Source organism: Cupriavidus sp. IDO, from assembly GCF_000812465.1.
Classification (GTDB): Bacteria; Pseudomonadota; Gammaproteobacteria; order Burkholderiales; family Burkholderiaceae; genus Cupriavidus.
In genome coordinates, this window is record NZ_JWMA01000035.1 from 30,714 (window position 1) to 46,295 (window position 15,582).

The following is a 15,582-nucleotide window of genomic DNA, read 5'->3' on the forward strand; positions in this document are numbered from 1 at the left end:
TTTTAAGTAGAATAAGGCATTGCAGATTGTTCAGCTTTTAAAAATTGGTTATTAATTGGAGGAACTATGTTTCAGTATTTTCCGGGCAACTATATGTGGTCGCTCTCGGTGCTGCGCTGCATGGCGGGCGGTGGCATCTTTGGAGAGATAGACTGGGTCTGCCGCAATCTGCACGAAGCGTCGAAAGCCGGCGCCGCGGGTGATACCGAGGCGTGGCACAAGGCGTGGCTCACGCTTTCCGAGCAAGTGGAAGGCGTAGCGCGGGATGCGGCGGGCAAGGGGCACCCGGTCACCGCGCGGGAGGCCTATTTCCGCGCCGCGCAGTACTACCAATGGACGGAAGCGTTCCTGGATCCGGACGATGCGCGTGCGCCAATTTATTATGGCAAGCATCTTGACTGTTTCAGGGAATTTGCCGGGCTTAGTTCCCCGCAGGTCGAGATTTTTGATATTCCGTTCGAGAATTCGGCTATCACCGCGTACTTCGTCAAGGCCCAGAACGTGACCGGTCGGGCGCCAACGGTGTTGTTGCACGACGGCCTCGACGGCACCAAGGAGGAAATGTTCTACGTGGCACGTGCGCTCGCTGCGCGCGGCATCAATTGCCTTGGCTTTGACGGCCCGGGTCAGGGCGCCACGCTTCGGGTGAAGGGTCTGGTAGCGCGGCATGACTCCGAAGTGGCCCTGTCGGCAGTGGTCGACTATGTATCGGACAGGGACGATGTCGACGCGGATCGCATCGGATTGATGGCGGCTTCGATGGGGGGCTACTACGCTCCGCGCGCCGTTTGCTTCGAGAAGCGGATCAAGGCCTGCGCGGCATGGGCGGCCATCTATGACTACTACGCTTGCTGGCAGCGCCGTGTCGGATATGAAAAGGGCGCCGGCATCCAGCAACTCGATGCCAATGCCGCGCTGGGCACCACCGGCAAGCATTTCCTCCGGATCATGGGCGTCCAGACCTGGGACCAGGCCTTCGAGAAGCTTGAGAAGTTCCGCCTGAAGGGGGTCGCCTCCAACATTACTTGCGACTTCCTGATCGTTCATGGCGAGCACGACCGGCAAACGCCGCTCATCGAGGCGCAGGAATTGTTCGCCGAGGCGAGCTCCCGCCACAAGGAACTGCGCGTCTATACCGAAGCAGAAGGCGGCGCCGCGCATGTCCAGCTCGACCGGCCAGAACCTGCCCTGAGCCTGATCTGCGACTGGTTTGTCGAGCGGCTTTGAGCGCGCCCCGAGCATTGGCCTCCCTCGTTTAGCAAGCCTCACGAGCCGGCATACAGGCCATGTATGCCGGCTCGAAGCGCATGGAGCCGACCGCTCGCACCCGGGATGCCAATGCGCGGGACGGCTGGAGGGTGGCCACGCGTGCGCTATGTACGAGGACTCGCTCATGGATCGGTTGCCTTAGTTGCAAACGTTTGCAAATTGGCCATGATACCTTCGGATTCATCAGAGCGTTCTGGGGTAAGCACTAGTTGCGGGTACGTTTGTGGATCCGTCGGCACTGCGCCGGCCAGTATCTGAAGCGTTGTCTCGGCGCGTGGGGGATCGGCTGCTATTCTCGGGCTGCGAAGGTGCGGCGGAAGGCACCTGCAGCCATTCACGCACTCCCAGCGTTGGCGGCCTCGGCCTGCAGCACCCTGGTGAAATACTCGGGCGGCTGACCGCCGCTCACGCGATGCCTGCCAATGACGAACGAAGGCACCGAGTGGATGCCGTCCAGCTGGGCCTGCAGTTCCTGCGCGACAACCTCCGCCTCGCCTGCCGTGCCGCTCAGGTATTCGCGTACCCTGGCTGCGTCATAGCCTTGCCATGCCGCGATGTCGACAAGGACTTCGATCGATCCGATGTCCTGTCCTTGCGCAAAGTAGGCCTGCATCACCGCGTCGAACAGGCGGTCCGCACGTGCGGCATCCTGCTGATCCTGTGCATAGCGCATCAGACGGTGCGCCAGCCGCGTATTCGGCGTGATCTGCACGCGGTCATAATTGAACGTCAGGCCTACTCGCTTGCCGGCTGCAGCGACGTCTGCGTCGAGGGCTTGTGATCGTGCCCAGCTTCCGAACTTGCGGCTGCGATATTCCTTGCGGTCCACGCTCGGTATCGGCATGTCCGGGTTGAGTTCGTAGGGTCGGTAGCTGAACCTGGCGCGGTCGGCCATCCCTGCCTGCCCGAGGCTGGCCTTCAGGGATTGATGCCCGATCCAGCACCAGGGGCAAATGAAGTCATAGGTGATGACGATGTCTATGGGTGTCATGGAAGACTCCGCTTGTGCGATGAATCTGCGATGACCTAAAGGTAGGGCACCGGTCCGGGATTGGGAATGGGGGCGCTGCGCAACCGGGCATTGCATCCCACGCAAAGAGGCGCTGCTGCAAAGGCGGCCTGGCGCCGATCGACTGCACGCCGAACGCCATCTGTGGTTGTTGGCGGATGATGATGAGATTAGTCCGCGTGCTCGAAGACAGCCATTGTCAGATCGTATTACCTGTCTGCGGCTGGGGATTACTGCCCGCCGGCACGGGTGAGCCGGGAGCGTGATGGCGAACCGGGCGTGCCCGGCTGAGTGGAGCGGAGGCTTACCGGGCGCTTGCGCGCATTGCGCGGATTGCCGCCGGCGCGCCATGCAGGAACATGTCTACCTTCTGGCGGATAACGGTCTCGATGTCGGTCGGCACCTTGAGGCCGTAGACCCACTTGCGGACGCCAATATAGAAGATGGCCGCATGCAGGCTCCAGATCATCTCGATCTCGGCCTCGGTCTCTGCCGCATTGCGCGGCGCTTCGATGCCGAATGCATCCCTGACCTCGGCCAGCACTGGCAGGAAGACCTTGCTGCGCAGCTTGCTGAGGTATTTGTTGTTGATGCCTTCGTGGGTCAGGCCGGCAAAGATGAACAGCCGGATCCATTCTTCGCGAAGGATCACCGACGAGTAGTCGAGGTAAAAGGCATAGAGCCGCTCGGTCAGAGGCATCGAGCGGTCAGTGATCTGCCGGTCCCAGTCAGGACGCCACTGGAAGACCTCGTTGTACACGCGCTCGATGAGTGCTTCCTTGCTCTCGAAATAGCGATAGAGCAGGGGTTGCGTGACACCGATCTGCCGGGCCAGCTCCCGGGTGCTGCCACCAAAGCCATTCCTGGTGAAATGCTCGATCGCCTTGTCGACGATCTGCTGCTCGCGTTCTTCGGGCAGCAGCCGCCGGGTGCCCTTGACGGCGGCGTCCTCTTTTGCCGGTGCGGTGCCTGACTCCATGACGTTCTCTCTCGCCGTTGCGATGCGGATAATGTCCGGATTCTACCAATCGCCCGATCAATGAGAAGACGGGCGCCCGCAGAACGTCTGCGTCGCCCGTCCCTGAAGGCGCGTGCAAGCCTAGCTGGCGGTCTTGCCGCCGATCCCCAGCTCACAAGCCACGCGCTGGTTCTGATACGCCGCGCGCTCCCACGCACCCCGTGCCGAACGGTCCGTCACCGAGAACACATAAATCCCGGCAAACGCTACCAACATCGAAAACAGGGCCGGATATTCATACGGATAGATCGCCGAGGCATGTCCCAGCACCTGCACCCAGACCGTGGGGCTCAGGATCGTGAGCACGACTGCCGTGATCAGCCCCATCATCCCGCCGAGCACCGCGCCGCGCGTGGTCAGCCCGCGCCAGTAGATCGACAGCAGCAGCACGGGGAAGTTGGAGCTGGCCGCGATCGAGAACGTCAGGCTGACGATGAAGGCGATGGTCTGCTTCTCGAACAGGATGCCGAGCAGGATCGACAGCACGCCCAGCACCAGCGTGGTGATGCGCGAGACCCGCATCTCGTCCTGGTCGGACGCCTTGCCCTCGCGAATCACCGTCGCATACAGGTCGTGCGAGATGGCCGAAGAGCCCGCCAGCGTCAGTCCGGCGACGACGGCGAGGATGGTCGAGAATGCCACGGCGCAGATAAAGCCGAGGAACACGTTTCCGCCAACCGCATGCGCGAGGTGCACGGCCACCATGTTGACCCCGCCGATCACGGCGCCGGCGCCGTTGTGGTAGAGCGGATCCTGGGCCACCAGCGCGATCGTGCCGAAGCCGATCACGATGATCATGGCGTAGCCGGCGCCGACGATGCCGGTGGCATAGAGCACGCTCTTGCGTGCGGCCTTGACATTGCTGACGGTAAAGAAGCGCATCAGGATGTGCGGCAGGCCAGCGGTGCCGAAGATCAGCGCCAGGCCCAGTGAAACGGCCGACACCGGATCGGAAACGAGGCCGCCGGGGCGCATGATCGCGTCGTGCTTGCCGTGTGCGGCGATGGCGTGCTCGAACAGGCTGTTCAGGCTGAAGCCGAAGTGGCTCATGACCATGAAGGCCATGAAGGCACAACCAGCCAGCAGCATGACCGCCTTGATGATCTGGATCCACGTGGTGGCCAGCATGCCGCCAAAGAACACATACACGACCATCAGCACGCCGACCAGGACCACGGCGGATGTGTAGTTGAAGCCGAACAGGAGCTCCACCAGCTTGCCGGCGCCGACCATCTGCGAGACCAGGTACAGCAGCACGATCACGATCGAGCTCGATGCCGAAAACCCCCGGATGGGACGTTGCCTGAGACGGTATGACAGCACGTCGGCCAGGGTATAGCGCCCCAGGTTGCGCAGCGGCTCGGCGATCAGGAACAGGATGATCGGCCAGCTGGCCAGAAAGCCGATCGAGTAGATCAGGCCGTCGTAGCCGCTGGTGAAGACCAGTGCCGAAATGCCGAGCAGCGATGCCGCGGACATGTAGTCGCCGGCAATCGCCCAGCCATTCTGCAAGGCCGTGATCTTGCCGCCGGCAGCGTAGTGGTCGGCTACGCTGTGATTGCGCCTGGCTGCCCAGCGTGTCACGACGAGCGTGGCGGCGACGAAGACCACGAACATGGCAATGGCGATCAGGTTCAGGCCCTGGCCGACCAGCGGAGTGGCCGCCAGGGCAGGGGTGGCAGCCAAAAGTGGGGCAACCCCGGTCAGTACGCGCTTCATGGCTGTTCTCCCTTGCGGATCTCCGCAATCATCTTGTCGTAGACCGTGTTGCTGCGATGCACATAGATGGCCACCAGTGCGAAGGTGAAGGCGAACATGCCGAACCCGATGGGGATGCCGATGCTCATTGGCTGGCCCGGTGTCAGGGGCAGCGCAAGCAGGTCCGGGCGGAAGGCCAGGGTAAGGATGAAGCCGAAGTAGACCACCAGCATGGCGGCGGTGAGCGACCACGAGAAGCGGCGGCGCATGCGGTGCAGGCGCTCGAAGCCTGGCTGGCTCAGCATCGGGTGTGGAACCACTGGTGCGTCGATCCCGGCAAGGCCGAGATTCGCTGGACAGGGGGCGGCTTGGGGCATGATGTTGTCTCCGTTTGGGGGTTTCCCGGGGGCGGGTCAGAACCGGCGCGACACCGCGGTTTCGCGCATGACCGCCTCGGGAGTGCGGTAGCGTTCGGCCATCTCGCGGTCCTGCTCGCTTTTGAGCTGCGCCTGCATATAGGCACCAAGGTGACGTGCGTGCTCGACGACTGCTTGTCCTACCTGTACGCGTTCAGTGCTGTACGCTTCGAGCGCCGCTTCGACGGTCTGATGTCCGGCAAGCGCCCGCGCAATCGCGATCGCATCCCCCGCGGCTTTCGTCACGCCCATGCCGCAATGCGGGCGCGCGACAAAGGCGGCATCGCCGAGCAGCGCGATCCGGCCGAAGGCCATGCGTGGCACGGTCAGATCGAAAATCGGCTGAAACAGCGGTTGGGCGGTCTTCGCAACGATCTCGGCGAACTGCGGCGCAAGCAGGTCCGTTGCGGCGGCTTCCATGCTGGCGAGCACGTCGGGGCGGATCAGGCCGGGCGGGATGCCGTTGGCCCAATACTTGCCGGTGGCGTCGGTCAGCAGCTCGGGAAGTTCATCGTCCTCGCGCGTGGCGCGATACCAGACAAAGTTGTAGCGGCGGTGGCCGGGCTCGGTGCGATTGCCGTCCCCCGCCACGGGATAGCCGAGGATCTGCTCGCGCGGCGGCAGGCAGAAGGCGAACTTGTCGAAGATCGCCGCGTGCGTGCCCGCTGAAACCTGCCCTTCATCGACCAGGCCGCGCCACGCGATATAGCCGGCGTACTCCAGGCCGACCGAAGGCAGCAACCGTTCGCGCACGCCCGAGCGGAAGCCGTCGGCGGCGATGACCAGGTCCGCGCGGTGCGTCGAGCCGTCCTGGAGCGTGACTTCCGCATGGTCGGCATGCGAATCGACCGCGGTCACTGTGGCGCCGGTCCGGTAGGAGCCGGTGAACGCCTTGCTCAGCACGTCATACATCTTTCCCCAGGCCGTCAGGGTTTGCGGCATCTCGCGATCGGATACGGTCGAGCCGTCGCGCGAGAGCGTGATCCGGGTATCGACGTGCACGCCAATGCCGTCATCGACCACCACGCCGGCAGCGGCCAGCGCGTCGAACAGTTCCGGATGCGTGACGATGCCGGCACCGCGTCCGGCCAATGCTTCAGGCGTGCGCTCGAAGATCTCGACGTCCCAGCCATTTCGCCTGAGCATGTTGGCGGCAAATAGCCCGCCGAGGGAGCCGCCCACGACGATCGCCTTGGGTTGCTGATGCTGTACGGTTTTCATGCCTTTACTCCGGTGCTTGCTTGCGCCCCATCCGGCAGGTCCAGGCCTGCCACTTCGGTGGCGGGGTAATTGAGTTCGATCGTGACGCCCGAGGGATCCTCGATAAATACCTGATGGAGGCCGAGGCTCGGGACGGTGCGGTCGCGCCAGGCGATTCCCTCCGCACGCAGTTTCTCCCACATCTGCCTGATGCCGGTGGCCAGGAAAGCGATATGGTCGAGCGTCCCGGTGCCGGACACGGGCAGGGTCTTGTCGCCCAGGTAGGCGGACAGCCCGGAAGGGTTGTCGGGATCGACACCGATGATGTGCACCGTGCCGTAGTCACGTTCGTCGTCGCCCATATAGAGCCAGGCGCCGGGAAAGTCGAACGGTGGCCGGTAGCCGCGCCGGAAGCCCAGGACGCGTTCGTAGAACGCGCAGGACCGCTCCAGGTCGGTGGTGCGGATGGAATAGTGTGCAAGCCTGGTCAGTGCCATCGTTGCCTCCTTAAATTATCGGTCGATCAGTGAGCGGTTGATAAATAATAGGGCGGAAGCTTCGGCAGGCCAAGGGTCGTGAGGGTGGTATTTACCCTGATGCGGGGTCTGGGCGCGGCAGCCTAAAAAGTGATGCTGTGGAGACAGGCGCGGCGATTCATCGCTCCTGGCTGCCCAAAGCAGCGCGGAACGAGGAATGGCATCATCTGCCGGAATGCAATCGAGTCGAATGGACCATGTCGAACTTCAGCACTCCGCTACCACAGGCCAGCGCGGCCGGACTCTTTCGCGAGCATGAACTATCCATCGGTCTGGTATTGCCGCTGCTCGGCGCCGGCCAGACGGTGGTGGACTATGCCGCGCAGCTCGACCTGGCCCAGCGCGCAGACGCGGCTGGCTTCCGTGCCCTGTGGGTACGTGACGTACCGCTCAACAGTGCCGGCTATCCCGACCCGGTCGGCCATCTCGACCCGTGGGTGTTGCTGGGCGGGCTTGCCGTGCGCACGCGCCGCGCCGCACTGGTGAGTGGGGCGGTGGTCCTGACCCTGCGCCATCCCTTGCATATCGCCAAGGCGGCCATTTCCACGCATGAGCTTTCCGGCGGACGCTTCGTGCTTGGCATGGGCTCGGGCGACCGGCCTCCGGAGTACGCCGCCTTCGGGCAAGACGGCAACGCGCGGCGCGACCTGTTCCGCGACCATTGGGACGTCGTGAGCGCGGCGGTAGGCGTTCCGTCGCGTGTCATCGCGGATCGGCAGCCCGACGACGGGACCGAGTTCTACATGCTGCCGCGCCAGCGGACCGCGGTGCCGTTGCTGGCCGTTGGCTCGGCCGGGCAGAGCGTCGACTGGATTGCCCGCCATGCAATCGGGTGGATGACTTATCACCGGGATCCGGCAACCCAGCACGACCGGCACAGCATGTGGCGCGCAGCATGCGACCGTGCGGCGCCGGGCAGCTTCCGCGCGTTTGGGGTGGCTGTGCGCCTGGAGTTGAGCGAGCGCGCATCGGAGCCGCCCACGGCGCTGAACCTTGGATACAGGACCGGCGCGCGGCATCTGGTTGCGATCCTCGAAGAGATGCGCGCCGCCGGCGTCCATCACGTGGCCTTCAATATCACGGATTCGCAGCGGCCAGTGCCGGAAGTGCTCGACGAGCTCGCCGCGACGGTTCTGCCCGCTTTCCACGCCAATGACTCCAGATGATTGTGTCCGAAGCATCGACCGGATAACGCCTCGCTCAGGACGCCGCAAGCGGGTTTGCGGGCATAATGTGCCGTCCGACACAGATCTCGGGCCGGAAGCAGGGGACACGCCCCCGAGCGCCGCATTCACGTGGTAGAGAGCACGATCCGGGCGAACCAAGGGTTACGGCAAAGATGGACAAGCTGCTTGCACTGAAGATGTTCGTGGAAACCGTGGATGCGAAGGGTTTCTCTGCCGCGGCGCGACGCCTGGACCTGGCCACCTCGTCCGTCACACGCGCGCTCGACGGGCTCGAGGCTTCGCTCGGGGCGGTGCTGCTGAATCGCTCGACACGGCTCATCACCGTCACGGAAGCCGGCGCAACCTACTATCAGCAGGCCCGCAAGATCCTCGATGCCGTGGAAGAAGCCGACGCGCTGATCGCGGATCGGGGCGAGGTGCCGGTCGGGCAACTGCGGGTGTCATTGCCGGTGGCTTTCGGGCGCCGCTGCATTGCCCCCTATCTCGGCAACTGGCTCGCCAAATATCCCCAACTCGAGGTCGAAGTCACGCTGACCGACGACATCGTCGACCTGATCGGCGAGCGCATCGACCTATCCGTACGGCTGGGCAGCCCTGCATCCTATGACAACGTCGTTGCGCGGGAGATCGGCCGCTTCCGCCGTCGTGTGGTTGCCAGCCCGGCCTATCTGGACAGCCAGGGTATCCCCGCCGATCCGGTCGAGCTGGTCAATCATCATTGCCTGCGATTCAGCTATGGCGCGCGGGACCAGATATGGACCTTTCGCCAGGGCGACAACGAGACAAAGGTTCCGGTCAGCGGTCGTTTCCGCAGCAACAACGCCGAAGTATTGCGTGATATCGCGCTGGCGGGCGGAGGCGTCGGCCTGTTGCCCGACTGGCTTGTCGATGACGATATCGGCAGTGGCCGGCTGACGGCGTTGTTTGACGCGTGGTCCGTCAATCCGGATCAGGCAAGTTCCGCAATCTCTGCGCTATACCTGCCGAACCAGCGCGGCTCGCGGCGGATCGCTGCGTTCCTGGAATTCCTGGCCTCGCTGCCGGGGCCGACACGTCGCCAGGCCTGACCCTCTGGCGTTGGGCACATCCCGTTGCCTTCTCCGCAAGGCGGTCTTGCATTGCCGCCCCATTCAGCTATCGCACGGGGCCTTCTACCATGCTTCCATCTACTCGCATTTCGGAGCACAAGATGGAAGCGAATCAATCCCCTGATGACCAATTGATGTTCCCCGTCGCAGGCGATCGGGTTGCCTCTGCAGGCCCGGGCAAGGCACTGGTCGTCGGGGGTTCGTTGGGCGGACTGTTTGCGGCAACCGCGCTGCGCGCGGTCGGGTGGGAGGTGGAGGTCTTCGAGCGTTCGCCCTCCAGCCTGACCAGCCGTGGTGGCGGCATTGTCCTGCAGCCGGAGGTAATCCGTGCATTCTCGTTCGCCGGGATCGACCCCGGCGGTGCCCTTGGCGTGCGCTCGCACGACAGGCTGTATCTCGACCGCAGCGGCGACATCCGCCGCCGGGAACATATGCCGCAGACCCAGACTTCCTGGAATACGATCTATGCCGCGCTGCACAGGAGCTTTCCGCCGGAGCGCTACCATCGGGATGCGCGGCTGACCGGAGTGCAACAGGAAGATCACGGCGTCAGTGCGACGTTTTCCGATGGTCGGCGGGTACACGGCGACTTGCTGATTGGTGCCGATGGGGCGAACTCCACGGTACGAAAGCTGATGCTCCCCGAGGTCTCGCCGACCTATGCAGGCTACGTCGTCTGGCGCGGGCTGATCGAGGAGAATCAGTTGCCCGATGCCGCCAGGCCTCTGCTCTATGAGAACTTCGTGTTCCAGCAGGACCCGGAGTCCCTGATGCTCCAGTACATGGTCCCCGGCGTCGATGGCTCGACCACCCCGGGTCAACGCCGCTTCAACTGGCTCTGGTACCTGAAGGCAGAGCCGGGCGCCGAGCTTGAGCGCGTGCTGACGGACCGCGACGGGAAGCGACGCAGCCATTCCGTTCCGCCTGGCTCGCTTGCGGTCGGGCAGGATAGCTGGATCCGCCAGATGGCGGTGGCGCACGCCAATCCGGCGTTCCAGGCGTTGATCGAGAACACCGACGACATCTTTGTCCAGCAGATCCTGGACCTGCAGGTTCCCCGCATGAAGTTCGGGCGAGTCTTGCTGACCGGCGACGCCGCGTTTATTCCCCGCCCCCATACTGCCGGCAGTACGGCCAAGGCGGCCGCCGACGCGGTGTCTCTCGCAAAGGCCGTGGCGGGGGCGCAGGATCTCGATGGCGCACTGGCGAGCTGGCAGCAGGATCGCCTGGCGCGAGGCATGCAGATGAGTCAGTGGGGCATCGGCATGGGCAATCGCATCATGGGTATCGGGCAGTCCTGATTCGGGCCACTTCGGGTCAGGCTTGATCCTGAGGCTGGATCGGGCAATGGAAACTGCCCGGTGTCATGTTCGACAGTCGGGCGGCGCCACGGGCGCCGCCCGCTTGCGTTTGCGGGGCATGTGAGCGGATTCGCGCTGCATGCACCGCCGGACGCACACCTGAGAGTTTCAGTATCAAATAGGCGTGTTGCTGATTTGTACTGAGGATAAAGTTCTTCGCCGGATTACCGGTCTGGGTTCTTGGATGCTCTGCTGTTTCGCCGGCGTAGCCGGCGACCTCCTTTTTGAAGGCGCCAAAAAGGAGGCAAAAAGCGCCTTCTTGCCCGCCGGGCGGGAGTCTTATCGTAGTGAGCTACGGTCTTTGTACGGGTATGGGCTTCAGGGCATAGCTGGACTGCCCGCCGCGCAGATCGCCAGGGGCAACGCCGGGAACGGCGCTGTCCTCCCGACCTCGTGAGAGCGGAGTGGCTCGGTGATCAAGCCGCGTGCCTACGGCAAGAGGTTCTGGACCACAACCGTGGTGCGCGATGTCGCTGGGCATACTGACTGGCGTCAAGCTGCTTGCCACTCCGCTCTCACGAGGTCGGGAGGACGGACTGTCAATGCCTCGCGCCGTCTCGTTACCACGCGGCAGGCATCGTAGCTATGCCCTGAAGCCCATACCCGTACAAAAACCGTCGAACACTACGATAAGACTGGCCGTCCGCCGAGGACAGTTAACGCGTTCTTTGGTTACTTTCTGTCGCTCGGACAGAAAGTCGCCCTTCAGGGCGAAACCTGAGGCCGTCGACCTCCGACAGCGCCAAACCGCAGCCACCACCCTCAGGCACATCAGCACCCCAACCTCACAAAATCAGCGAAGAACCCCAAAAAGACCGGAACCCATAACCCAAAGTCCCGGCTAGCCAACCTCCGCACTCAGGCGAGCGCAGGATAGTCCGTGTAGCCCATTGCCGTGCCGCCGAAGAAGGTGGCCGGATCCGGCGTATTGAGCGCAGCCGAGGTCTTGAGGCGGTGCGGCAGATCGGGATTGGCGATGAACGGCCGTCCGAACGCGATCATGTCGGCACGCCCATCGGCAATCGCCTGCTCCGCGGACACGCCATCGTAGCCGCCCGCCAGCATCAGCACGCCGCGGTACTCGGCACGCATTGTGTGGATCATGCTGTCCCAGCGCGGGTCGGCAACTTCGTCCTTGACCGTGCCGACCATTGCCGGCTCTACCAGGTGCAGATAGGCCAGCGGCCAGGCATCGAGGCTGCGTGCGATGTGGCCGAAGGTGGCTTCGGGCGTGGCATCGCCCATCCCCATGAAGCGGCCCATTGGCGTGAGCCGTACGCCCACGCGTCCGGCACCGATCTCCGCTGTCACGGCATCCACCACTTCCAGCAGGAAGCGCGCGCGGTTCTCGATGCTGCCGCCGTAGGCGTCGGCGCGGTGGTTGCTTTCCGAGTTGATGAACTGGTCCAGCAGGTAGCCATTGCCCGCGTGGATCTCCACGCCGTCCATGCCGGCTTCGATGGCATTGCGCGCGGCCTGGCGGTAGTCGCGCACGATCGCCGCGATACCCTCGACGGTCAGTGCCTGCGGCGTCGGGATTTCGCCCCACACGCCGTTGCCTTCGGCGTCAACGATGAACGTCTTGCCGGGCACCGGCAGCGCGCTGGGCGCCACCGGCAGCGCGCCGCCGGGCTGGAATGACGGGTGCGAAACCCGGCCTACATGCCACAGTTGCAGGAAGATCCGGCCGCCTTCGGCATGCACGGCGTCGGCCACGGCACGCCAGCCTTCGATCTGTTCGGCGGTATGGATGCCCGGGGTCCAGGCGTAGCCCTGGCCCTGCTGGGAAATCTGCGTGGCCTCGGTGATGATCAGTGCCGCCGATGCACGCTGCCGGTAGTACTCCACGTTCATGGCGCTGGGTACGTTGCCTGGCTGGGCTGCGCGCGAACGCGTCAGCGGCGCCATGGCGACCCGATGGTTCAGCTGCAAGGGCCCGATCGTGATGGGCGCAAATAGCTTGGATGTCATGATAAGGACTCCTGTTGACGGATATGGATAAGGAACGCGGGCTCAGCGTCGCGAAGCGAGCGCCAGGGCCACCAGCGAGACCAGGGCAAGACCGCTGCCGACAGCGACGATGCCGGACCAGCCGAAGTGCGTGTAGAGCGAGCTGGCCAGTGCGGATCCCACCGCGCCGCCGGCAAAGATTGCCGTCATGTACAGCGCGTTCAGGCGTGCGCGGCTGGCGGCATCCAGCGCGTAGATCGCACGTTGGCCCAGCACCATGTTCATTTGCACGGCGAAGTCGAGCACGATGCCGGTCAGTGCGAGCCAATACAGACCGCCCGTGCCGCCGGCAAGTCCGGGGATAAAGCTGAGGACTGCCGCGATCATCGCAGCGTATGAGGCAATGTGCGTGCGGCCCGCGTCTGCCAGCCGGCCTGCGATCGGCGCCGCTATTGCGCCCAGTGCGCCGACCAGGGCAAAGATGCCGATCTGCGATTGCGACAGGCCATAGTGGCCGGCCAGTTCCAGCGGTGCGGCAGTCCAGAACAGGCTGAACGCGGCAAACAGCAGCGCCTGGTACAGCGAGCGCTGGCGCAGCACCGCGTAGCGCGTGAACAGATGCCACAGCGAGGTCAGCAGGCTGCCATAGGTGGCGCGATGCTCCGGCACGCGGCGCGGCAGCGTGGTGGCAATGATCGCCACCGTGGCCAGCGTCATCGCGGCGGCGATGTAGAACACTGCGCGCCAGCCGAAGTACTGCGCCAGCATGCTCGACAGCGGCCGCGACAGCAGGATGCCCGAGAGCAGGCCGCCCATGATCGTGCCGACGGTGCGGCCACGCAGCGCTTCGGGTGCCAGGTGCGCCGCCAGCGGAATCAGGATCTGCACGCTGACCGAACTCAGGCCCAGCAGCAGCGAGACCAGCAGGAACAGGCCGGGCTGCGATGAGGTGGCGGCGCCCACGAGGCTGATGGCGGCGGCCGCGCCGCTGATCATCAGCAGGCGCCGGTTCTCGAGCAGATCGGCCAGCGGTACCAGGAAGAACAGGCCGACGGCATAACCGATCTGCGTCAGCGACACGATCACGCTGGCGCTTTGGGCGGACAGGCCCACTGCCGGCGCGATCAGTTCGATGATCGGCTGGGCGTAGTAGAGATTGGCGACCAGTACGCCGGCGCACAGGGAGAACAGTGCGACCAGCGCAGCGGGCATTGGCGCGGCCGCATGGCCGACGCTGCTGACGGTGGGAGAGAGGGTGGTTTTCATGGCTGCGGGTGTCGGGTTGGAATGGTCAAAGCTTAGGTTCGGGAAAGCGCAATTTGAATCACAACGGCAAGCAAGTCAGCGTTGCGTGGCGCGCAACGTGCCGCCGTGCGGGGAGTGCTGCGGAGTGCAGCGATTTCCACGGCGGGGGCTGATTTCCGCTCGGCAGATGCCTTGTGCCGCACTTTCCGCGTTTGGTGGATCGAGGGCGGGCAACGAGGGAGCTTTCATCAATGCGACTCCGTAGCTGGATTGGAAAACGGTGGGCACCCTCAGAACGCGAGCTGCAGGAACACCGCCGCGGCCAGCACCAGGTTCACGACGGCCAGCACGATCCAGCCGCACAGCAGCAACGGGCTTTCGTTCTCGTTCATTGCTTTCTCCGTACAGGTCCGCGAAGGGCGCGCCGAAATGGCAATCACAGGGCAGGGGCCACGTCCATGATCCGGCGGCCGAGCGCGATACCCCAGCGCACCAGGCGCTGGTCCGCCGGCAGCTGATCGCGTTCCCAGTGCAGCAGCGCGGCGTCGATATCGGTGGCGTGGTCCTGCAGCGCGCGCGCCAGCGTCAGCGCATTGGCGGCAGCCTTGCCGGCTCCCGCGCCGGTATGCGGTCGCGCCACAAAGGCCGCATCTCCCAGCAACAGCACGCGGCCGAATACCATCTGCGGCGCTTCGTAGTCGTGAATCAACTGAAGGAACGGGTTGGGCGTCGCGGTGACCAGGCCAGCCAGCGCAGGCGCCAGTACGTTGAGCGCGGCAACCTTCAGTGCGCGGATCTCGGTGTCCTGCATCGCGCCTGGCGGCAGCGAGTAGCTGTGCCGGTTGCCGGCGCGGTCCTGCAGCAATGCATCGAGAGCAGGGCCGGCCCCGATTTTGCGATACCAGACCCAGTTCTGACGCCGGTCACCCTCGCGGACGCTGCCGTCCTCGCCCGGAATCCGGTAGGTCAGGAACTGGTGGGCACTGCCATCCTGAAACGCGAACGCGTCCTGCAGGAGCTGGCGAGTGGATTTGAACAGCGCATGTTCGGGCAGCACACCGCGCCACGCGGCATAGCCGGCATAGGCGGGCACCTCGCCGGGGAGCAACTGGGCGCGCACGGCCGATACCGGACCGTCGGCGCCGATCAGCAGGTCGCCTTGCGCGGTGCGGCCGGAGGCAAAGCGCGCCGTGACACGGTTGCCGTCGTGCTCGAAGCCGGCAAAGGTCTCGCCCGCATGAAGCACCGAGGCGTCGATGTGTTGCCGCATGCGCTGGTACAGGCCGTTCCACGCAATCTGCGTCTGTGGCATGTATACGCGACGGAACGTGCCATCGCCTTCGATGAAGATGCGGTCGCGCGACGGCACGCCAAAATCGTCGCCATGCGGCACGCCGGCAAAGTCCAGCGCCTCGAGCACGGCGGGCTGCAGCACCAGCCCGCCGCCACGGCTGTCCAGTTCCTGGGGCGAGCGTTCGAAGATTTCGACGTCCCAGCCGATCGCGCGCAGGCAGACGGCACTGAACAGCCCGCCGAGCGAACCGCCGATGACAAGGGCGCGGGGTGGTTGCGATGAGGTCATGGATGCTCCTGCAAGGGTGATCC

General features: G+C 64.4%; 13 protein-coding genes. 4 read left to right on the forward strand and 9 right to left on the reverse strand.

Features of this window, described 5'->3' with window-relative positions; translation table 11 throughout:
• The first annotated feature begins 66 nt into the window (after positions 1-66).
• Entirely contained in the window at positions 67-1,227 is a 1,161-nt protein-coding gene (locus RM96_RS11850) for an alpha/beta hydrolase family protein (RefSeq protein ID WP_039010707.1), read from the forward strand.
• 376 nt (positions 1,228-1,603) lie between these two features.
• On the opposite strand, the gene RM96_RS11855 is transcribed toward RM96_RS11850, so the two are convergent.
• The 6 genes from RM96_RS11855 to RM96_RS11880 all read right to left on the reverse strand — a co-directional run bounded on the left by RM96_RS11855 (position 1,604) and on the right by RM96_RS11880 (position 7,107).
• Complete coding sequence (locus RM96_RS11855) at positions 1,604-2,260, reverse strand: DsbA family oxidoreductase (RefSeq protein WP_039010708.1); 657 nt, start codon at positions 2,258-2,260, stop codon at positions 1,604-1,606.
• Between the two features lie 322 nt (positions 2,261-2,582).
• Positions 2,583-3,257, reverse strand: coding sequence for a TetR/AcrR family transcriptional regulator (locus RM96_RS11860; RefSeq protein ID WP_082016518.1), 675 nt, complete (start codon positions 3,255-3,257; stop codon positions 2,583-2,585).
• A 120-nt stretch (positions 3,258-3,377) separates the two neighbouring features.
• Positions 3,378-5,015 carry a cation acetate symporter gene (locus tag RM96_RS11865; RefSeq protein ID WP_039010709.1) on the reverse strand — a complete coding sequence of 546 codons (1,638 nt, stop codon included), beginning with the start codon at positions 5,013-5,015 and terminating at the stop codon, positions 3,378-3,380.
• Positions 5,012-5,371 carry a DUF485 domain-containing protein gene (locus tag RM96_RS11870; RefSeq protein ID WP_039010710.1) on the reverse strand — a complete coding sequence of 120 codons (360 nt, stop codon included), beginning with the start codon at positions 5,369-5,371 and terminating at the stop codon, positions 5,012-5,014. The genes RM96_RS11865 and RM96_RS11870 overlap by 4 nt, the downstream gene beginning before the upstream one ends.
• Before the next feature lie 36 nt (positions 5,372-5,407).
• Positions 5,408-6,631, reverse strand: a complete 1,224-nt coding sequence (locus RM96_RS11875; protein WP_039010712.1) for an FAD binding domain-containing protein — start codon at positions 6,629-6,631, stop codon at positions 5,408-5,410.
• Positions 6,628-7,107 carry a VOC family protein gene (locus RM96_RS11880; RefSeq protein WP_039010716.1) on the reverse strand — a complete coding sequence of 160 codons (480 nt, stop codon included), beginning with the start codon at positions 7,105-7,107 and terminating at the stop codon, positions 6,628-6,630. The genes RM96_RS11875 and RM96_RS11880 overlap by 4 nt, the downstream gene beginning before the upstream one ends.
• A gap of 236 nt (positions 7,108-7,343) precedes the next feature.
• Between RM96_RS11880 and RM96_RS11885 the strand changes: the two genes are divergently transcribed.
• The 3 genes from RM96_RS11885 (at position 7,344) to RM96_RS11895 (ending at position 10,722) form a co-directional block, all read left to right on the forward strand.
• Positions 7,344-8,312 (forward strand): TIGR03571 family LLM class oxidoreductase, encoded by a 969-nt coding sequence (locus RM96_RS11885; RefSeq protein WP_039010717.1) that lies wholly within the window; start codon positions 7,344-7,346, stop codon positions 8,310-8,312.
• A 173-nt stretch (positions 8,313-8,485) separates the two neighbouring features.
• The gene (locus tag RM96_RS11890) at positions 8,486-9,400 is read left to right on the forward strand and encodes a LysR family transcriptional regulator (RefSeq protein ID WP_039010718.1); all 915 of its coding nucleotides are present in this window, start codon (positions 8,486-8,488) and stop codon (positions 9,398-9,400) included.
• A gap of 122 nt (positions 9,401-9,522) precedes the next feature.
• Positions 9,523-10,722, forward strand: a complete 1,200-nt coding sequence (locus RM96_RS11895; RefSeq protein ID WP_082016519.1) for an FAD binding domain-containing protein — start codon at positions 9,523-9,525, stop codon at positions 10,720-10,722.
• 918 nt (positions 10,723-11,640) lie between these two features.
• Here RM96_RS11895 and RM96_RS11905 read toward each other — a convergent pair.
• The 3 genes from RM96_RS11905 to RM96_RS11915 all read right to left on the reverse strand — a co-directional run bounded on the left by RM96_RS11905 (position 11,641) and on the right by RM96_RS11915 (position 15,559).
• Positions 11,641-12,753, reverse strand: a complete 1,113-nt coding sequence (locus tag RM96_RS11905) for an alkene reductase (protein WP_039010722.1) — start codon at positions 12,751-12,753, stop codon at positions 11,641-11,643.
• A 42-nt stretch (positions 12,754-12,795) separates the two neighbouring features.
• On the reverse strand, positions 12,796-13,998 hold the full coding sequence (locus tag RM96_RS11910) for an MFS transporter (protein WP_082016520.1): 1,203 nt from the start codon (positions 13,996-13,998) through the stop codon (positions 12,796-12,798).
• A 415-nt stretch (positions 13,999-14,413) separates the two neighbouring features.
• On the reverse strand, positions 14,414-15,559 hold the full coding sequence (locus tag RM96_RS11915; RefSeq protein ID WP_039010725.1) for an FAD binding domain-containing protein: 1,146 nt from the start codon (positions 15,557-15,559) through the stop codon (positions 14,414-14,416).
• Positions 15,560-15,582 lie beyond the last annotated feature (23 nt).